Origin of the sequence: Haloferax massiliensis, assembly GCF_001368915.1 — an archaeon.
GTDB classification, from domain to species: Archaea; Halobacteriota; Halobacteria; order Halobacteriales; family Haloferacaceae; genus Haloferax; species Haloferax massiliensis.
In genome coordinates, this window is the sequence record NZ_CSTE01000002.1 from 116,133 (window position 1) to 132,921 (window position 16,789).

The following is a 16,789-nucleotide window of genomic DNA, read 5'->3' on the forward strand; positions in this document are numbered from 1 at the left end:
CGTTGTGCGGGCTGTGCGAGTCGCGTGCGGGGTCGAGGACGAACCGACGCGGGCCGTTTTACGGGCGCGTCAGTCGTCGCTTTCGGCTTCCGTGCCGGCCGCGCCGCTCGTCTGGACGGCCGTCTCGATGCCGTGGCTGATGGCCTCGCCCGTCGCCGTGTCGAAGAGGTGGACGCGCGAGCGGTCGAGGACGACCGTCACGTCCTCGTCCTCCTCGATGTCGGTGTCGGGGGCGACGCTCATCAGCAGTTGGTCGTTGGCGACGCCGCTCGTGTCTTCGAGGTCCGTCTCGGCCGACTCCGAGAGCTTCAGGTAGACGAATATCTCGTCGCCCATCGGTTCGAGCACGTCCGTCACGGCGTCGATGCGGCGGCTGGGGTTCGAGACAAGCGACTCCTCTTCGACGAGGTACACGTCCTCCGGGCGGATGCCCATCGTGACGTCCGTCCCCGGTTCGACGCCGAGGTCGGCGGGGTCGAACTCCACGTCGATGTTGGTCGAGACGAAGCCGCCTTCGGTGACTTCGCCGTCGAGGAAGTTCATCGAGGGCGAGCCGATGAAGCCCGCGACGAACAGGTTCGACGGCTCGTTGTAACAGACCAGCGGCGGGTCTATCTGCTGGAGTTGGCCGGAGTCGATGACCGCGATGCGGTCGGACATCGTCATCGCCTCCGCCTGGTCGTGGGTGACGTAGATGATGGTCGTGTCCAGTTCCTTGTGGAGGCGCTGGAGTTCGGTCCGCATGTGGACCCGGAGCTTCGCGTCGAGGTTCGCTAACGGCTCGTCCATCAGGAAGACGCCGGGGTTGCGGACGATGGCGCGAGCGATGGCGACGCGCTGGCGCTGGCCGCCGGACATCTCGTCGGGCATGCGTTCGAGCATCCCCTGCAACTGGACGATTTCGGCGGCGCGCTCGACGCGGCGCTCGATTTCCTCCTTGTCGTAGTTGCGGAGGCGGAGCCCGAAGGAGATGTTGTCGTAGACGTCCATGTGGGGGAACAGCGCGATGTTCTGGAACACCATCGCCACCCCGCGGTCCTTCGGCGGGAGGTTCGTCACCTCGCGGTCGCCGATGAACACCTTCCCCTCCGAGGGGATGGTGAGGCCCGCAATCATCTCCATGGTCGTCGACTTCCCGCACCCCGACGGACCGACGAGACAGATGAATTCTCCGTCGTCGATGTCGAGGTTCATGTCGTCGACCGCCGTTACGTCGTCGTAGTGCTTGCTTACGTGTTCGAGTGTTACGTCTCCCATGATTACTCCTTCAGCGCTCCTGCGGTCAGTCCACTCACGATGCGTTCCTGTGCGATGATGACAAGGATGGCCACGGGTAAGACTCCCACGATGGAGGCGGCGGCCATCAGGTTGTACGGGGTGTCGAACTGCCCCTGATACTTCAGGATACCCGCGACGATGGGGGCCCACGAGTCGGCCTCGCCGTTGTTCATCAGGAACGAGAAGAAGAACTCGTTGTAGACGCTGATGAACGTGAGGACGCCCGCGGTCGCCACGCCGGGTGCCGAAAGCGGCACGATGACGCGGAATAGCGCGCCCAGTCGGGTCGTTCCCTCCACCCGCGCGGCATCCTCCAACTCGTTGTAGACGCTGATGAACGTGAGGACGCCCGCGGTCGCCACGCCGGGTGCCGAAAGCGGCACGATGACGCGGAATAGCGCGCCCAGTCGGGTCGTTCCCTCCACCCGCGCGGCATCCTCCAACCCGTCGGGAATCTGCCCGTAGAAGGTCGTGAGGATGAATATCGACAGCGGCAGGAACAGCGCGCTGAACGGGAACACCATCGGTGCCGGCGTGTTGAACAGGTCCGGCGTCGATATCGTCACCATCCCGACGGTGAGCGAGGTGTTCCCGGTGAACAGCTCGAAAAGCGGGATGAGAAACGCCGCCGGGGGGAAGTAGCTGATGGCGAGGATGCCGAGCATCAGCACGCCCTTGCCGGGGAACCGGAGGCGACCGAAGACGTACCCCGCGAGGCTGGCGATGAGCAACACGAGCACGGTGGTCGTGATGCCCAGCACGAAGCTGTTGAACATGTAGTAGTGGAACGGCACCCGTTCGAACATGGCGACGAACACCTGCGGGTTGAACCCGTTCGGCACGAGCCCCATGTCGGCGATGAGGTTGTTCGGCGTGAGCGCGAGCACCAGCAGCCAGTAGAACGGGAACAGCGTCGTGACGAGGAAGAACAGCATCGCCACGTAGAACATCGCGCGGTAGACCCTGTCGGGGTTCTTGATGGCCGAGTCGACCCAGCGGCCGAGCGGCCCGCGTTTCGTGTCGGCGTCGTCGGAGCCGATGCCGGCTCCCGGAGTTTCGTTGGACATCTCAGAGACCCTCGCTGGCGAAGTTCACGATGTACACCGAGACCACGACGGCGATGATGCCCGCGGTGACGAACGCCACGGTCGCCGAGGTCCCGTACAGCGGCGTGTTGAACGTCGTGACGACGAGACACGACAACGACGGGACCGTCTGACAGCCGGCCATGGTCTGGATGATACCGTAGACGCGCATCGCGTCGATGGTGCGGAACAGCATCGCCACGAGCACCGTCGGCAGGATGAGCGGGAAGGTGATGAGCTTGAACTGCTGCCAGCGCGACGCGCCGGCGACCTTCGCCACGTCGTACAGAGACCGGTCGATGCTCTGCATCCCCGCGAGGATGAGAAGCGCCATGAACGCCGAGGTCTTCCACACGTCGGCCACGATGATGAGGAACAGCGCGTCGGCGGTGTTCCGAAGCGGCGTGGTGCCGATGAGGCCGAGTTGGTTCAACAGCGCCGGGTTCTCGGTCGTGCCGACGAGGAAGCCGATGTTCGGCTGGAACATCAGGTACCAGATCATCCCCTGGATGACGATGGGGACGGCCCACGGGATGATGATGGCGACGCGGACCCACCGCCGCCCGCGGAAGTCCTGGTCGAGGATGAGCGCCTGACCGAAGCCGATGAGCGTTTCGAACAGCACGCTGAAGACGGTGAAGATGAGCGTCACCGCGAGCGCGCTGGAGTAGATGTTCGTGACGAAGGGGAACTCCGAGGTGAACGTCGGGAGGAACTGCGACGGCAGCGCGTAGTTCCGCGCGCCGGTGAACAGGTCCACGTAGTTCTGCAGTCCGACGAACTCGCCGAGCCGCGCGCTCCCGGTCAACTGGTCTGCGAACAGCGACATGCTGAACGTCGAGACCAGCGGGTAGACGGCGATTACCCCCAAGAGGACGAGCGCGGGCGTCAAAAGCAGGTACGCGAACTGCGTCTCGGAAAGCGACTCCATCCAGTTGACGGCCGAGGCGTACGGGCCGCTGTTTCGGGTGTCGGAAAGTGCTTCCCCTGATTGTTGTTCTGTAGCCATGTCAAATGATAACGTGTATCTTGGTTACGTCTCGGTAAAGACGTTACTCTACGCGCTCTGCTCGATCTGTTCGAGCTGTGATGCGAGGTCGGACATCGCCTGTTCGGGGGATTTCTCCTGGGCGAACGTGTCGTTGACCTCCTGAGCGATGCGGCCGGACTGCTGCGGCCAGACGACGGTGACCGGCCGCGGAATCGCGTTCTCGCCGGCGACCTTCAGGGCGTCGAGGTAGCGGCCGATGATGGGCACCTCGGCGGCCTCGTCGGAGTCGAGCAGCGACGGGCGCGGCGGAATCCAGCCGATGATGCGGAACATGTCGAGCTGGAACTGCTCGGTTTGCATCGTCCGAAGCACCTGCACCGCTGCCTGCTTCTGTTCGTCCGACGAGTTCGGGTTCATCGTCATGTGCCAGCCGCCGAGTGCGGCGACGGGGCCGCCGGTGCCCTCGTACTGGGCCTCGTCGGCGGTGACGCCGTACGGAATCGGCATGACGCCGAGGTCCTCGCCGAAGCCGGTCTGCTCGTTCTCCGCCGACGGCTCCGCGCCGTTGATGACGATGGAGTACGGCCAGTTGCGGTGCATGACCGCGTTGCCGGTCGTGAAGGGTTGGCGGGACGGGTCCTCGGTCCACTGGAGGACCGCTTCGGGCGAGATGCCGCCCGTGATGCCGTCGAGGGCGTACTCGTCGTCCTCGCCGTGGATGAGCGTCCGAACCATCCGAATCGCGTTGATGACCGGCTCCTCTTCGACCGTGATGGGGCGGTCGCCGATGGGGCCGAACAGGTTCTCGCGGCCGCCGAAGTACGCGCCGCCGTACGAGGTCATGAACTCGTTGAAGTCACAGCACGACAGGCCCTCGTAGACGTTCGCCTGGAACGTAAACCCGTTCTCGATGTCTTCGTTGGCGTCGAGCGCCTCTCTCGTAATCCGCGAGAACTCCTCCCACGACATCGACTCGGTCGCCCACGTCGAGAAGTCCTCGTCCGTGTAACCCGCGTTGCGGAGCAGGTCCTTCCGGTACTGAATCGTCGGGAAGTCGGGGAACAGCGGCTGACCGTAGAGGTCGCCGTTCGGTCCCATCGCCGTCGAGACGCTGGCCTCGAAGTACTCCTCTTCGATGGTCGACGTCAACTCATCGGGGAGCGACTGCGAGAGGTTCTGCAGTTGGTTGCGGGCGATGAACGGAATCGTCCACCCGCTGTCCATCATGAGCAGCGTCGGCTCCGAGCGACCGCCGGAGAGCCACTGCTGATACTGCGCCTGTCTGTTGTCGGTCACCTGCGAGCCGGCGAGGATGTCGATGTCGATGTTCTCCGGGAGGCCCGCGTCCCGGAGCGCCTGCACGACTTCCGCTTCCGCCTCCGCGACCCGGGTGTCGGCGGCCCACTGAAGCGTGATTTCGTCGGTTGTCTCTTCGGTGTTAATCGGCGTGTCGGTGTCGGCGTCCGTGCCGCCGTTGCCGCCGCCGTTTCCGTCTCCACCGCCGGTGCTAATACATCCGGCCAGCCCGACGGCGACGCCCGATGCGCCGGCCGCCTTCACAAAACTGCGTCGAGAGACGCCAGTACGCTCGCCCTCGCGTGAGTCAGCATCAACCATTACAGTCTGTATTCTACAATTAGTGATTATTTATAGTTTTGGTGCTGGCCACTACCGCTGTTGTAGTAAATTACTTGATAATATTCTCGACGGCTCGAAAATCAACCAGTCCCGAATATGTAATAATTGTACGTGAAGGTTAGGTTCCCGGGGGTTTAGTCTTTCCCCGGCGCGGGCCACCGCGGCGACTTCGGTGCCTCGATTCGCTCGATATCGTCGTCGCTCAGGGTCACGTCGAGCGCGCCGACGTTCTCTTCGAGGTGGTCGAGTCGTCGCGGCCCGATGATGGGCGCGTCCACGACGGGCTTGTGGAGGAGCCACGCGAGCGACACCTGCGCGGGCGTGGCGTCTTTCTCCTCGGCGAGCGACCGAATCGCGTCGAGGACGGCCCAGTTCTCGTCGGTGAAGCGGTTCGACGTGTACTCGTCGGACTCCGCGCGCGTGTCGGCGGGCACCTCGGCGTCGCGCTCGTACTTGCCCGTGAGGAAACCGCCCGCGAGCGGCGACCACGGGATGACGCCGACGCCCTCGCCCTCGCAGACCGGAAGCAGGTTCGCCTCCTCGTGACGGTCGACCGCGTTGTACTCCGGTTGCATGCAGGCGAAGCGTTCGAGGTTCTCCACGTCGGCCGTGTACAGCGCCTTCGTGAACTGGTACGACGACATCGTGGACGCGCCGACGTACCTGACGAGGCCCTCCTCGACGAGGTAGTCGAGCGCCGACAGCGTCTCCTCGATGGGGACGCCGTCGTCCCAGCGGTGAATCTGGTAGAGGTCGATGTAGTCGGTGCCGAGGCGGTCGAGGCTCGCGTGCGCCTGGTCGATGATGTGCTTGCGCGAGAGCCCCGATTTGTTCGGCCCGTCGCCCATCGGGAAGTAGACCTTCGTCGCGATGGCGAGTTCCTCGCGGTCGCGCTCGGCGATAGCCTCGCCGACGATTTCCTCCGACTCCCCGTGGGAGTAGGCGTTCGCCGTGTCGAGGAAGTTAATGCCGGCGTCGAGCGCGCTGTCGTCGAGGTCGAGGCTCGCCTGCCTGTCGTTCATCATCCACTCCGCGCTGGAGCCGAAGTTCATACAGCCCAGACAGAGCCGCGAGACTTCGAGGCCGGTGTCGCCGAGGTAGGTGTACTCCATGTCGGTCACACCGGTTCATACACGAACGACAATGATAAGCATGCGCACACTACGGTAGTGAGAGAAACGACCACGGGCGCGCGGAGACGTAATCGCTTTACCCGCGCCACCGGAACCCGAGGTGTATGGACGGGCGCACTCGCGAGTACCTCGAAGGTCGCTTCGGCGATTACTACCGGAGCACCGACGTTCCGCTCCCGCCAGCGCCGGGCGAACGCGAGTGGGGTGTCATCCCGTGGTCGGCCGGCGGCACGCGGATGCACCGCCACCAGTCGCTTCTCGACCTCGGCGACCTCTCGGACTACCTCGCCCGGAGCGCGCCCCGGCACGTCTACTTCTCGTCGGCCCGGTTTGCGGACCCCGGCGCGTCCTCGATGGACGACAAGGGCTGGCGCGAGGCGGACCTCGTGTTCGACATCGACGCGGACCACCTCCCCGGCGTCGACCCCGAGACGACGGGCTACGCCGACATGCTCGACGCCGGGAAAGATGCCCTGTTAGACCTCCTCGACCTCCTCGAAGACGACTTCGCGTTCGAGGAGATGCAGGCGGTGTTCTCCGGCGGCCGCGGCTACCACGTCCACGTGCGCGACGAGTCGGTCCGCGGCCTCGACAGCGAGGCCCGCCGCGAGGTGGTCGACTACATCCGCGCCATCGACCTCGATTTCGACGCGCTCATCGAGACGCGACAGCACGGGACGACGACTCAGCGCGTCCTCCGAACCGAGGGCGGGTGGGGCCGGCGGACCCACCGGCGACTCCTCGCGTTCGTGGACGCGCTGTTGGAGATGGAAGAAGACGCCGCGCTCTCGCGGCTGAAGGAACTCGACGGCATCGGCGACGGGCGCGCGAAAACCATTCTCGGCGCGTTCCGCAACAACCCCGACGCCGTCCGCGAGGGCAACGTCGAGGCCGGCGGCCCCGGCGTCCGGACGCTGGTCGAGGCGCTCGCACACGAGACCGTCGAGGACGAGACCTCGCCGATAGACGAACCCGTGACGACCGACACGAAGCGGCTGATTCGCCTCCCCAAGAGCCTCCACGGCGGGTCCGGACTCGTCGTCGAACCGCTCGACCGCGACGAGATCGACGACTTCGACCCCCTGTCGGACGCGGTGCCGGACCGCTTCCGCGGCCGCGACATCGCCGTGAAAGTGACCGACGCCGGCGAAGTCGAGTTCGACGGCGATAGCTTTACACTCGACTCCGGCGTGCAGTCAGTAGACGAGAGCCTCGGCGTGTTTCTCATGACCCGCGGCCGAGCCGAGAAGGTGACAGAATGAACGTAGACGACCTCAGGAGCGTGCTTCGGACGGAGCGACAGAAAGACAGCTTACAGCACCTCCGCGAGTCGTTTTACGAGGACGTCGCGGAGTTCATCGCCGAGCAGAAGGCGAAACGCGAACAGAAGGCCGAACAGCTCGGCACCCACTACTCGCCGGAGATTCGGCGGCTCACGGACGAAATCGAGACCGCGGAGGAGGTCGTCACCTCCATCTACGAGCGCCGCGTCGGCAAGGTCGTCAAGGCCGCGAGCTTCGCGGCCGCGGGGATGTCCTCCGAGACGGACGGGCTGACCCGCGAGGAAAAGCGGCTGTTCGACGACCTCGTCGACCGCATCGAGGAGAACCGCGGCACGGTGCTGTCCGCGCTCGAAGACGTGTCGGCCGCCGACTCCCCGCGGGACGACGTTGCGGCGACCGACGTGGCGACCGCGGAACCGGACGCGCCCGGCGGGTCGGGTCCCGCGATTCCGCCGGACGAGCCTGACCCGGAGACCGCGCCGACCGGCACCGGAACCGACGCTGGCGGCTCCGAGACCCCCACCGGCGATTCGGCCGCGGGCGACGTGCTCGCGGACGCGATGGGCGGTGGGACCGGCGACGGCGCTTCGAACCCGGAGCCGACGCCTCAGACGGGGACCGACCGACCGGCCACCGAGGCCGCCGCGGTCGAACCCGACTCCGAACCCGCCGACTCCACCCCCACAGACTCCGGCCCGGCGGTTCCGCCGGACGAACCCGACCCGGAAACCGCGGCCCCGTCGGCGGACGACGCCGACACGGTCGAGCCGTCAGCCGACGACCCGCTTTCCGGCCTCGCCGACGAGCGCGAGACGGTGCGCATCACCGCCGACGTGGGGACCATCCTCGGCGTCGACGAGCGCGAGTACGACCTCGCCACCGAGGACGTGGTGACGCTTCCGTCGGCGAACGCCGACCCGCTGGTCGAACGCGGCGCGGCCGAGAAACTCGACTGAGAAAGACCCTTCTTTCCGCCGCCGGAACTGGTGGCTATGCTCGAAATTGGCGACGACGCCCCCGACTTCGAACTCCCCGACCAGCGCGGCGACCTCGTCTCGCTGTCCGACTTCCGCGGCGAACACGTGGTGGTCTACTTCTACCCGCGCGCCGACACGCCGGGCTGTACCACCGAGGCCTGCGGCTTCCGCGACTCGTGGGACGAGTTCGAAGACCGCGACGCGGCGGTCATCGGCATCAGCGACGACCCCGTCTCGGACCTCGACTCGTTCGCCGAGAAGTACGACCTCCCGTTCACGCTCCTCTCGGACGAAGACGGCAGCGTCTCCGCGGCGTACGACTCCTACGGCGAAAAGAACATGTTCGGCAAGACGTTCGACGGCGTCTTCCGCAACTCGTATCTCGTCGGCCCCGACGGGACCGTCGAACGGGTCTACGAGGGCGTCTCGCCCGACGGCCACGCCGACGAAATCCTCGCCGACCTCGACGAACTCGACGGCTGAGGGGGACGCCGCCCCGACCGGGCGACCGCTCCGCCGGACCGTCCGGGTTCCGTCCCGCGCCGAAACGACAACTACCGGCCGAGTACATTCTTTACAAACGCCGGGAGACACACCGCATTTCCGGTGAAACAAACGTAGGACTCGTTTATTATTTCGTATCCCGAGAACCGCGTACCACTACGTAGCAGATGGGAGTGATATGAACGTGACGGTCGCCACCGCCGCGGCGGGCGGCGGACGAACAGTCGCCGCGAACTGGCTGGGCTGTCGCGGCCGACAGCGCCACCGCTCGGGGACAATCACTTCGAAAAACCGCTTGAGCCGGGTTACGAGGCGCTTACTGGAAGGTGCGACCGACTTCCGTCTCGCGGTCGCGTTCGACCTCGCTCTTCTGGAAGCGCTCTTCGATTTCCTCGTAGCGGCGGCGCACGTCGTCGGTGACGCTCGCGCCGATTTCGTCGAGCGCGTCTTCGAAGTGTTCCATCGTCACGCGGACGTTCCCGACGCTCTCGCCGATGTCCTCTTTCTCGACGCTCCGGATGAACTCGCGGGAGGCGTTCATCGACGCCTCGCGGGCGAGCGCTTCGAGGTCGGCACCGACGTAGCCGTCGGTCTTGGACGCGATTTTGTCGAGGTTCACGTCGTCCGCGAGCGGCTTGTTGCGGGTGTGCACGTCGAGGATGGCGCGGCGGGCGTCCTCGTCGGGGACGGGCACGTGGACGTGGCGGTCGAGGCGACCGGGGCGCAGGAGCGCCGAGTCGATGAGGTCCGGCCGGTTGGTCGTCGCGATGACGACCACGTCTTCGAGCGCTTCGAGGCCGTCGAGTTCGGTGAGCAGTTGGGAGACGACGCGCTCGGTGACGCCCGAACTCGACGAGTCGCGGCCGCGCTCGGTCGCGATGGAGTCTATCTCGTCGAAGAACACCACCGTCGGGGCGTTCTCGCGGGCCTTCTTGAACACCTCGCGGACGCCCTTTTCGGACTCGCCGACGAACTTGTTCAGGAGTTCGGGGCCCTTGATGGAGATGAAGTTCGACTCCGCCTCGTTGGCGACGGCCTTCGCCAGCAGGGTCTTCCCCGTGCCCGGCGGGCCGTACATCAGGACGCCCTTGGCGGCGTCCATGTCCATCTGCTGGAACACCTCGGGGTATTCGAGCGGCCACTGGATGGTCTCGCGGAGGCGTTCCTTGGTGGGTTCGAGTCCGCCCACGTCCTCCCAGGTCACGTCGGGAACCTCGACGAACACCTCGCGGAGCGCCGACGGTTCGATGCTCTTGAGCGCCTGCTTGAAGTCGTCTTCCGTGACTTTGAGGCCTTCGAGCACCTCGGCGTCTATCTCCTCGGCGTCGAGGTCGAGCTGCGGGCGGATGCGCCGCAGGGCGTGCATCGCCGACTCCTTGGCCAGCGATTCGAGGTCCGCCCCGACGAAGCCGTGGGTGCTGTCGGCGTAGGCGTCGAGGTCCACGTCGTCGGTCAGCGGCATGTTCCGCGTGTGGACCTGCATGATCTCCTTGCGACCGTCGCGGTCCGGCACGCCGATTTCGATTTCGCGGTCGAACCGGCCGCCGCGGCGGAGCGCGTTGTCGATGGCGTCCACGCGGTTGGTCGCGCCGATGACGACGACCTCGCCGCGCTCGTCGAGGCCGTCCATGAGCGACAGCAACTGGGCGACGACGCGGCGTTCCACGTCACCGCCGGCCTCGCTGCGCTTGGGCGCGATGGAGTCTATCTCGTCGATGAAGACGATGGCGGGCGAGTTCTCCGTCGCCTCCTCGAAGATTTCGCGGAGCTGCTCTTCGGACTCCCCGTAGTACTTCGACATGATCTCCGGGCCGGAGATGGTGTGGAACGAGGCGTCGATCTCGTTGGCGACGGCCTTCGCGATGAGCGTCTTCCCCGTCCCCGGCGGGCCGTGGAGGAGCACGCCTTTCGGCGGCTCGATGCCGAGGCGCTTGAACAGCTCGGGGTGGCGCATCGGGAGTTCGATCATCTCCCGGACCTGTTCGAGCTCCTTGTCGAGGCCGCCGATGTCCTCGTAGGTGACGGAGGGGCCGCCCTCGTCGCCCGGCGCGGCGTCTTTAATCTGCTCGGCGGGCTTCTGGCTCACCTGGAACTCGGTGTTGTCGGTGACGACGACGGTCCCGTCGGGGTCCGTCGACGCGATTTTGATGGGGACCGACTGGTTCGACGCGCTCATGAAGCCGAAGCCGAGCGGAAGCTGGACGCTCTGGCCCTGCGCGACCGGCTGGCCGGAGAGCTTGTCGCGGATGTACGTCCCGATGTTGCCGCCGATGCGGAGGTTCTGCGGGAGCGCGATGGTGACGCGCTTTGCGGGCTTCACGTCGGCTTTCTCCACGTCGACGCGCTCGTCGATGCCGACGCCGGCCTGCTGGCGGAGGCGACCGTCGATGCGGATGATGCCCGTGCCCTGGTCTTCGGGGTAGCCGGGCCAGACGCGGGCGATGGCGGTCCCGTCGTTCGGACCGTCGATGCGGATGAAATCCCCGCCTTCGAGGTCGAGTTCCGCGGCCGCGGCTCGGTCGATGGCGGCGAGCCCGCGGCCGGCGTCCTTCTGCTTGAGGGGTTTGACGATGAGTTTCATTTACTTGGTGAGGGTGATGGTGAGCACGCCGTTCCGAACCGCCACGTCGGCGTCGCCGCCGGCGGGAAGTTCGAACTCCGTCTCGGTCACGCGGTCGCCGGTGTCGGCCACGACGATGGCCGTCGACCCGACGATGTCCACGTCGATCTCGTCTTCCGAGAGACCCACGTCGGCCGCGATGACCCAGCTGTCTTCGTATTCGTACCGGCGAATGAACCGCTCGTTCCCGCCGGCGAACTGTTGCATGCTCATGATAAGTCTAACCCAAGGTTAGCGTTTTGAATATATAAATCTTTCTCCGCCGAATCGGGTGACGACACCGATATTCCGCACTTCGGTTGAATTGCGGTTCACAGTCGCCACGCCTCACCGTACTGTTCGCGGCGGAGTAACGTCAAACTAGTGGCCTCGGCAGTCGGCCGCCCGGTCGGTCGGGGCGCTCCGCCGCCGAAACTCGGTGCCTGCGTGGGGGTTTATTGGCTCGCGGCGACCAGTTTCGAGGTATGGAGACGGCCTCGGTTGACCACCACGGACGGGAGACAGCCTATCGATACCGCGACGCGGGCGGGGAGGGACCGACGCTCCTCTGTGTACACGGGAGCGGCGGCGCACACGGCGTCTGGCGCGGCCAGTTCCGCCTCGCCGACGACTACCCGGTCGCCGCGCTCGACCTGAGCGGCCACGGCGACAGCGACGACGTGGACGCCGACGCCGGCTACGAGACGCTGTCGGCCTACGTCGACGACGTGGTCGCCGTGGCCGAGGAGACCGACGCGAGCGTCCTCGTCGGCAACTCGCTCGGCGGCGCGGTCGTCCTGACGCTCGCGCTCGAACGCGACCTCGACCTCGACGCGCTGGTGCTCGCGGGGACGGGCGCGAAACTCGCCGTGCTCTCGGACCTGCTGAACTGGCTCGACGACGACTTCGACCGCGCCGTCTCCTTTCTCCACGGCGAGGACAAACTGTTCCACGCCGACGACGAGCGACTCGTCGAGGGCTCCAAAGAAGCGATGTACGACGCCGGACAGGCCGTCACCCGCCGCGACTTCCTGTCGTGTCACACCTTCGACGTCCGCGACGAGGTGGGCGAGATTTCGGTTCCGACGCTCGCGCTCGTCGGCGAGTACGACCGTCTCACGCCGCCGTCGTACCACGAGTACCTCGCGGAGACGATGCCCGACTGCGAACTCGGGACGGTCGAAGACGCCGCGCATCTGGCGATGCTCGAACGGCCGGCGGCGTTCAACGAGGCCGTGAAGTCGTTCCTCGACCGCCGCGTCGCGTAGGTCGTCGCAACCGGGCGCGAGTTCGGGTGTCTGGAACGGGGCCCCTCAGTACAGTTCGTCGAGGTCGTCTTCGACGTGGCTGTGTTCCTCGGCCGGGAACTCCCCGGCTTCGACGGCGTCCCGGTACGCGCCGACCGCCCGCTCCATCTCCGATTTCACGTCGCCGAACTGGGCCGCGAAGGGCGGGGTTCGGTCGCTCATGCCCACTACGTCGTCGACGACGAGCACCTGCCCGTCGCAGTCGGGGCCCGCGCCGATGCCGATGGTCGGGACGTCGATGGCCGCCGTGACCTGTTTTGCGAGGTTCGCCGGGACGTGTTCGAGGACGAGCGAGAACGCGCCCGCGTCGGCGTGGGCCTTCGCGAGGTCGAGAATCTCCCGCGCGTCGTCGCGGTCGGTTCCCTGCCTGCCGTAGCCGACCTCCCTGACGCGCTGGGGCGTCAGCCCGAGGTGGGCCATCACCGGGATGCCGAGCCGGACGAGATGTTCGGTCAGTTCGACCGTGTGCGGGCCGGATTCGAGTTTGACCGCGTCGGCGTCGGCCTCCTTGAGCATCCGGCCGCAGTGTTCGACGCTCGACGCCTCGTCCACGCCGACAGAAAGGAAGGGCATGTCGGCGACGACGAGGGCGTCGTCGGCCGCGCGCGCCACCGCGGCGGTCCGGCTCGCCACGTCCTCGACGGTCACCGGGAGCGTCGAGTCGTAGCCGAGCGCCGTGTTGCCCATGCTGTCGCCGACGAGGACGATGTCGATGCCCGCCTCGTCGACGATGCTCGCGGTCGGCGCGTCGTACGCCGTGAGCATCGTGATAGGCTCGCTACCAGCCTTCGCCCGAATGGACCGTACCGTGACCATGCGTGCCGTTGGCGCGTCCGCGTTATCAGGTTACCCTTGCGCGTCGCCGAACGCGGGCCCCCGCCGCCCGCGGCGTCCGCGCGGGTCGCCCCGACCCCCCGTCCGAAGTAACACTTTACTTAGGGGAATGCGCCTGTGCGAACGACGCATGCCCGCTTTGTCCCCCACCGAACGCCGGTCGAACCGCGGCCTCTCGCCGGTCGTCGGCGTCTCGCTTCTCGTCGTCATCGTCGTCCTCCTCGCCGCCACGGTCGGCGCGATGGTGATGGGGTTCGAAGACGTGCTCACCGAGCCGCAACCGCAGGTGTCGTTCGACGTGGACTACCACCCCGACGGCCCGGGCAACGGCGCGAACGGCGCGTACATCAACATCACCCACGAGTTCGGCAGCATCGAAGACGGCAGTCAGGTGTTCGTCGTCGACGACGCCGGCAACCGAATCGCGTGGGAGGACGTGTGGACCGGCGGCGAGACGGTCGGCCCCGCGGGCGAGTACGCCCACATCGACGGTGCCGGCTCCGACAGCGCGCTCCGCCCCATCTGCGAGGCGGGCCAGCACTACCGCGTCGTCATCGAACGCGAGGGCGGCTCGTCGAGCGTCCTCGTCGACTACGAGATACCGACCGAGCCGACCGCGACGAACGCCGCCTGCTGAGCCCCGGCGGCCGGGGCGTCGGACCCCCGCGCAGCGAGCGGGAACCGGCACGCATTAGCCGTCGCCGTGAAACTGCTACCCGTGCAACCAGTCGAGCGCTCGAATCCGGACGGCGTCGATTACGGGTGGGTCATGCAGATGACGTTCGTCACGACGATTCTCGTCGGCTCGCCCATCGTCGCGGTCCTCTCGATTAACGCGGGGCTCCAGACGTGGGGCGCGCGCGCCGAGTTCGCGGTCCGCGTCGGTGCGGTCATCTGGTTCGTGACCGCCGTCGCCCTGTTCGTCTACGCCAAGCGGACCAACGCGGGCGACGGCGGGACGCCCCCCGAGGCCGAGTTGGACACCGACATCGACGCGGAGGACTGAGGCCGACCGCGGCTGACCGCGGGGCCGCGCCCACGACGGCGATGGCGACCGCGACGTCGCCCGCTCCCGGAAACTCTTTCACACGATACGGCGACGTTCTCGTATGATAGACGAGACCATCGAGGAGATTCGCGAGATGCAGACGCACAGCTCCTCGGTCGTCGCCGTCAAGGCCACGCGGGCGCTCGCGGAGCTGACCGAGCGCGACTACGCGACCGTCGAGGAGTTCGAACGCGACCTCGAACGGAACGTCGGCGCGCTCAAGCGGGCGAACCCCTCGCACGCGTCGCTGTACAACGCCCTGCAGGACGTGCTCCACAGCGTCCAAGGCGAGGCCGACGACCTCGACGAGGCGCGGGAGCTCACCGTGGCGACCATCGACCGCGTGGTCGAGACCGTCGAGACGGGCAAGCGCCGCGCCGCCCAACAGGCGGCCGCGACCATCGAGGACGGTCAGACGTTCCTCACCCACGACTACTCCTCGACGGTCATGGAGGCCGTCGAACTCGCCGTCGCCGACGGCGCGGAACTCACCGCCTACGTGACAGAGGCCCGCCCGCGGTTCCTCGGCCGGAAGTTCGCGCGCGAACTCGCCGCCATCGACGCGGTCGAGCCACACCTGATGGTCGATGGCGCGACCGGGATGTTCCTCCCGAAGTGCGACCGCGTCATCATCGGCATGGACTGCATCGTCGAGGAGACGCTCTACAACCGCATCGGGACGTTCCCGCTCGTCGCCGCCGCAAACGAAGTTGGCGTACCGGTCACGGTCGTCGGCTCGGGCGCGAAGGTCGTCGACGACGGCTTCCGCTTCGAAAACGAGATTCGCTCGCCCTCCGAAGTCATGCTCGAACCCGTCGAAGGCATCGAGTTGGAGAACCCCGCCTACGACGCCACGCCGGTCGACCTTATCGACGAGGTCATCACCGACGAAGGTGTCTTGGAGTACTAACTGGCTACAGTTCGGGGTTTTGCGGGACCGCCATACAGCGGTTGATGTGGCTACGTCGTAGCGTGCTTTCCGTCATGAACCATACCTTTTAACACGCATTCACGAAATTCTCGAGCTATATTTTCAAAAGAATAGGAATGTTGAGTTAAAGGTCCCAGACATGTAGAGAATCACCGTGACTAATGCGATTAGCCACCAATTATCTGGCCACGGGGATGCGTTAGTACCTTTTTCATCGCTCCAAACCCAGTTTGTGAGTTGGAGTCCGAGAACCGCTCCAATATACGTAACACAAAAGAACAGAATAGCCCGTTGCTCGGGCCTACATACAATCCAGATACATTCACTCATGAAAGGAAGATATTGATCTATAGCGTTCTAAACGGCACCTTCTGTAGTCGCCTCAAATCGTGCAGCAACCGCTTTTTCACGGTCAATCTCTGAAAGGTTTATCCCCAAGCCGTCCTTGGCAACCCGCTGGACAGTCTGGCTATCGAGCGCCGACGCAACCATGGTATCTTTCTGATCTCCATCAACCATGGTAACATCGGGTAACTCAATCTCGGAGTCGTCTCGACCATGGTCTGCCAATGCGGTACCAGCAAATGCCGTGGAAACAAGACTCGAACTTACTGCGCCGAGGATGGTCCGTCTTTTGAGCGACACACCGTTGTTGTCTGATTGGTCCTTTCCAGACACCATTAGTATAATCCAGTTGTCATAATATAGATCTTGTTGTATTGTCATTTATGGCTCTGTGGCACTGTCTAGTTAGTCGCCTCCTCGACCGGTGTTCGTCCGTCGAGCGCTTGATGCGGTCTTTGAAAGTTGTAGTATTGCACAAATTGTATGAACCACTCGCGGACGCTTCCGTGACTGCCCACCCACGAATTATGGAAGCGGTCGACTCGCATTTTGAGCTGGACGGCGAACGCCCTGACGGGCGTTGCCGTCCGCTCACGCTCCCAAGTTTCTTCTAAATCCGTCGCAAAGCACTCGCTGAGCAGGTCTGCGAGCATCTTGACCAACTAACTCAACGACCTGCTCGTTCCTCAAACTGGCTTAACTAGACAGTGCCGGCTCTGTTGAAATCCTTCAGCGTTGACATTGCGAAGAGCTACTCTTTCCACCGGATTTCGTCAATCCGGTTAGAAACTAGTCTCTCAGCAAATCGCCAGACGTGAAGAGGGTTTCAACAGAAC

General features: G+C 65.3%; 16 protein-coding genes and 1 pseudogene. 7 read left to right on the plus strand and 10 right to left on the minus strand.

Translation table 11 applies throughout. From position 1 onward, the window contains the following. Positions 1 to 69: 69 nt before the first annotated feature. From BN996_RS04705 to BN996_RS04725, 5 genes are all read right to left on the minus strand, one after another. Positions 70 to 1,257, minus strand: coding sequence for an ABC transporter ATP-binding protein (locus tag BN996_RS04705; protein WP_089777408.1), 1,188 nt, complete (start codon positions 1,255 to 1,257; stop codon positions 70 to 72). Positions 1,258 to 1,259: 2 nt separating this feature from the next. Continuing rightward, on the minus strand, positions 1,260 to 2,345 hold the full coding sequence (locus BN996_RS04710; protein ID WP_089777409.1) for a carbohydrate ABC transporter permease: 1,086 nt from the start codon (positions 2,343 to 2,345) through the stop codon (positions 1,260 to 1,262). A 1-nt stretch (position 2,346) separates the two neighbouring features. Further along, positions 2,347 to 3,294 carry a carbohydrate ABC transporter permease gene (locus BN996_RS04715; RefSeq protein WP_089777410.1) on the minus strand — a complete coding sequence of 316 codons (948 nt, stop codon included), beginning with the start codon at positions 3,292 to 3,294 and terminating at the stop codon, positions 2,347 to 2,349. Between the two features lie 126 nt (positions 3,295 to 3,420). Continuing rightward, positions 3,421 to 4,971, minus strand: coding sequence for a substrate-binding domain-containing protein (locus BN996_RS04720; protein ID WP_139043103.1), 1,551 nt, complete (start codon positions 4,969 to 4,971; stop codon positions 3,421 to 3,423). A 155-nt stretch (positions 4,972 to 5,126) separates the two neighbouring features. Then, positions 5,127 to 6,104, minus strand: coding sequence for an aldo/keto reductase (locus BN996_RS04725; RefSeq protein WP_089779830.1), 978 nt, complete (start codon positions 6,102 to 6,104; stop codon positions 5,127 to 5,129). Positions 6,105 to 6,229: 125 nt separating this feature from the next. On the opposite strand from BN996_RS04725, the gene priS reads away from it, so the two are divergent. Genes priS through bcp form a run of 3 tightly spaced genes read left to right on the plus strand, consistent with a single transcriptional unit; the run spans position 6,230 to position 8,868 of the window. Continuing rightward, complete coding sequence (priS, locus tag BN996_RS04730; protein WP_089777412.1) at positions 6,230 to 7,387, plus strand: DNA primase small subunit PriS; 1,158 nt, start codon at positions 6,230 to 6,232, stop codon at positions 7,385 to 7,387. Continuing rightward, positions 7,384 to 8,364 carry a DNA replication complex subunit Gins51 gene (locus BN996_RS04735; protein ID WP_089777413.1) on the plus strand — a complete coding sequence of 327 codons (981 nt, stop codon included), beginning with the start codon at positions 7,384 to 7,386 and terminating at the stop codon, positions 8,362 to 8,364. Before priS ends, BN996_RS04735 begins: the two co-directional genes overlap by 4 nt. 36 nt (positions 8,365 to 8,400) lie before the next feature. Beyond that, positions 8,401 to 8,868, plus strand: coding sequence for a thioredoxin-dependent thiol peroxidase (bcp, locus tag BN996_RS04740; RefSeq protein ID WP_089777414.1), 468 nt, complete (start codon positions 8,401 to 8,403; stop codon positions 8,866 to 8,868). A 337-nt stretch (positions 8,869 to 9,205) separates the two neighbouring features. On the opposite strand, the gene BN996_RS04745 is transcribed toward bcp, so the two are convergent. Together BN996_RS04745 and BN996_RS04750 are read right to left on the minus strand one after the other, a co-directional pair. Beyond that, positions 9,206 to 11,470: a CDC48 family AAA ATPase gene (locus BN996_RS04745; RefSeq protein WP_089777415.1), complete on the minus strand. Its 2,265-nt coding sequence runs from the start codon at positions 11,468 to 11,470 to the stop codon at positions 9,206 to 9,208. Continuing rightward, positions 11,471 to 11,722: an Hsp20/alpha crystallin family protein gene (locus BN996_RS04750; protein WP_042662709.1), complete on the minus strand. Its 252-nt coding sequence runs from the start codon at positions 11,720 to 11,722 to the stop codon at positions 11,471 to 11,473. It abuts the gene before it with no gap. A gap of 251 nt (positions 11,723 to 11,973) precedes the next feature. On the opposite strand from BN996_RS04750, the gene BN996_RS04755 reads away from it, so the two are divergent. Further along, positions 11,974 to 12,756: an alpha/beta fold hydrolase gene (locus BN996_RS04755; protein ID WP_089777416.1), complete on the plus strand. Its 783-nt coding sequence runs from the start codon at positions 11,974 to 11,976 to the stop codon at positions 12,754 to 12,756. 45 nt (positions 12,757 to 12,801) lie between these two features. Here BN996_RS04755 and panB read toward each other — a convergent pair whose 3' ends face one another. Beyond that, a complete protein-coding gene (gene panB / locus BN996_RS04760; RefSeq protein WP_089777417.1) occupies positions 12,802 to 13,611 on the minus strand; it encodes a 3-methyl-2-oxobutanoate hydroxymethyltransferase in 810 nt (269 codons plus the stop codon). 148 nt (positions 13,612 to 13,759) lie between these two features. On the opposite strand from panB, the gene BN996_RS04765 reads away from it, so the two are divergent. The 3 genes from BN996_RS04765 to BN996_RS04775 all read left to right on the plus strand — a co-directional run bounded on the left by BN996_RS04765 (position 13,760) and on the right by BN996_RS04775 (position 15,587). After that, positions 13,760 to 14,266, plus strand: coding sequence for a type IV pilin domain-containing protein (locus BN996_RS04765; protein WP_089777418.1), 507 nt, complete (start codon positions 13,760 to 13,762; stop codon positions 14,264 to 14,266). 132 nt (positions 14,267 to 14,398) lie between these two features. After that, on the plus strand, positions 14,399 to 14,635 hold the full coding sequence (locus tag BN996_RS04770; protein WP_049920556.1) for a DUF5822 domain-containing protein: 237 nt from the start codon (positions 14,399 to 14,401) through the stop codon (positions 14,633 to 14,635). A 103-nt stretch (positions 14,636 to 14,738) separates the two neighbouring features. Then, positions 14,739 to 15,587, plus strand: coding sequence for an eIF2B alpha/beta/delta subunit family protein (locus BN996_RS04775; RefSeq protein ID WP_089777419.1), 849 nt, complete (start codon positions 14,739 to 14,741; stop codon positions 15,585 to 15,587). Between the two features lie 378 nt (positions 15,588 to 15,965). Here BN996_RS04775 and BN996_RS19710 read toward each other — a convergent pair whose 3' ends face one another. Then, entirely contained in the window at positions 15,966 to 16,286 is a 321-nt protein-coding gene (locus BN996_RS19710) for a hypothetical protein (RefSeq protein WP_139043104.1), read from the minus strand. Positions 16,287 to 16,354: 68 nt separating this feature from the next. Beyond that, positions 16,355 to 16,507 (minus strand): annotated as a pseudogene (locus BN996_RS20770) (integrase core domain-containing protein); the annotation flags it as partial. Positions 16,508 to 16,789 lie beyond the last annotated feature (282 nt).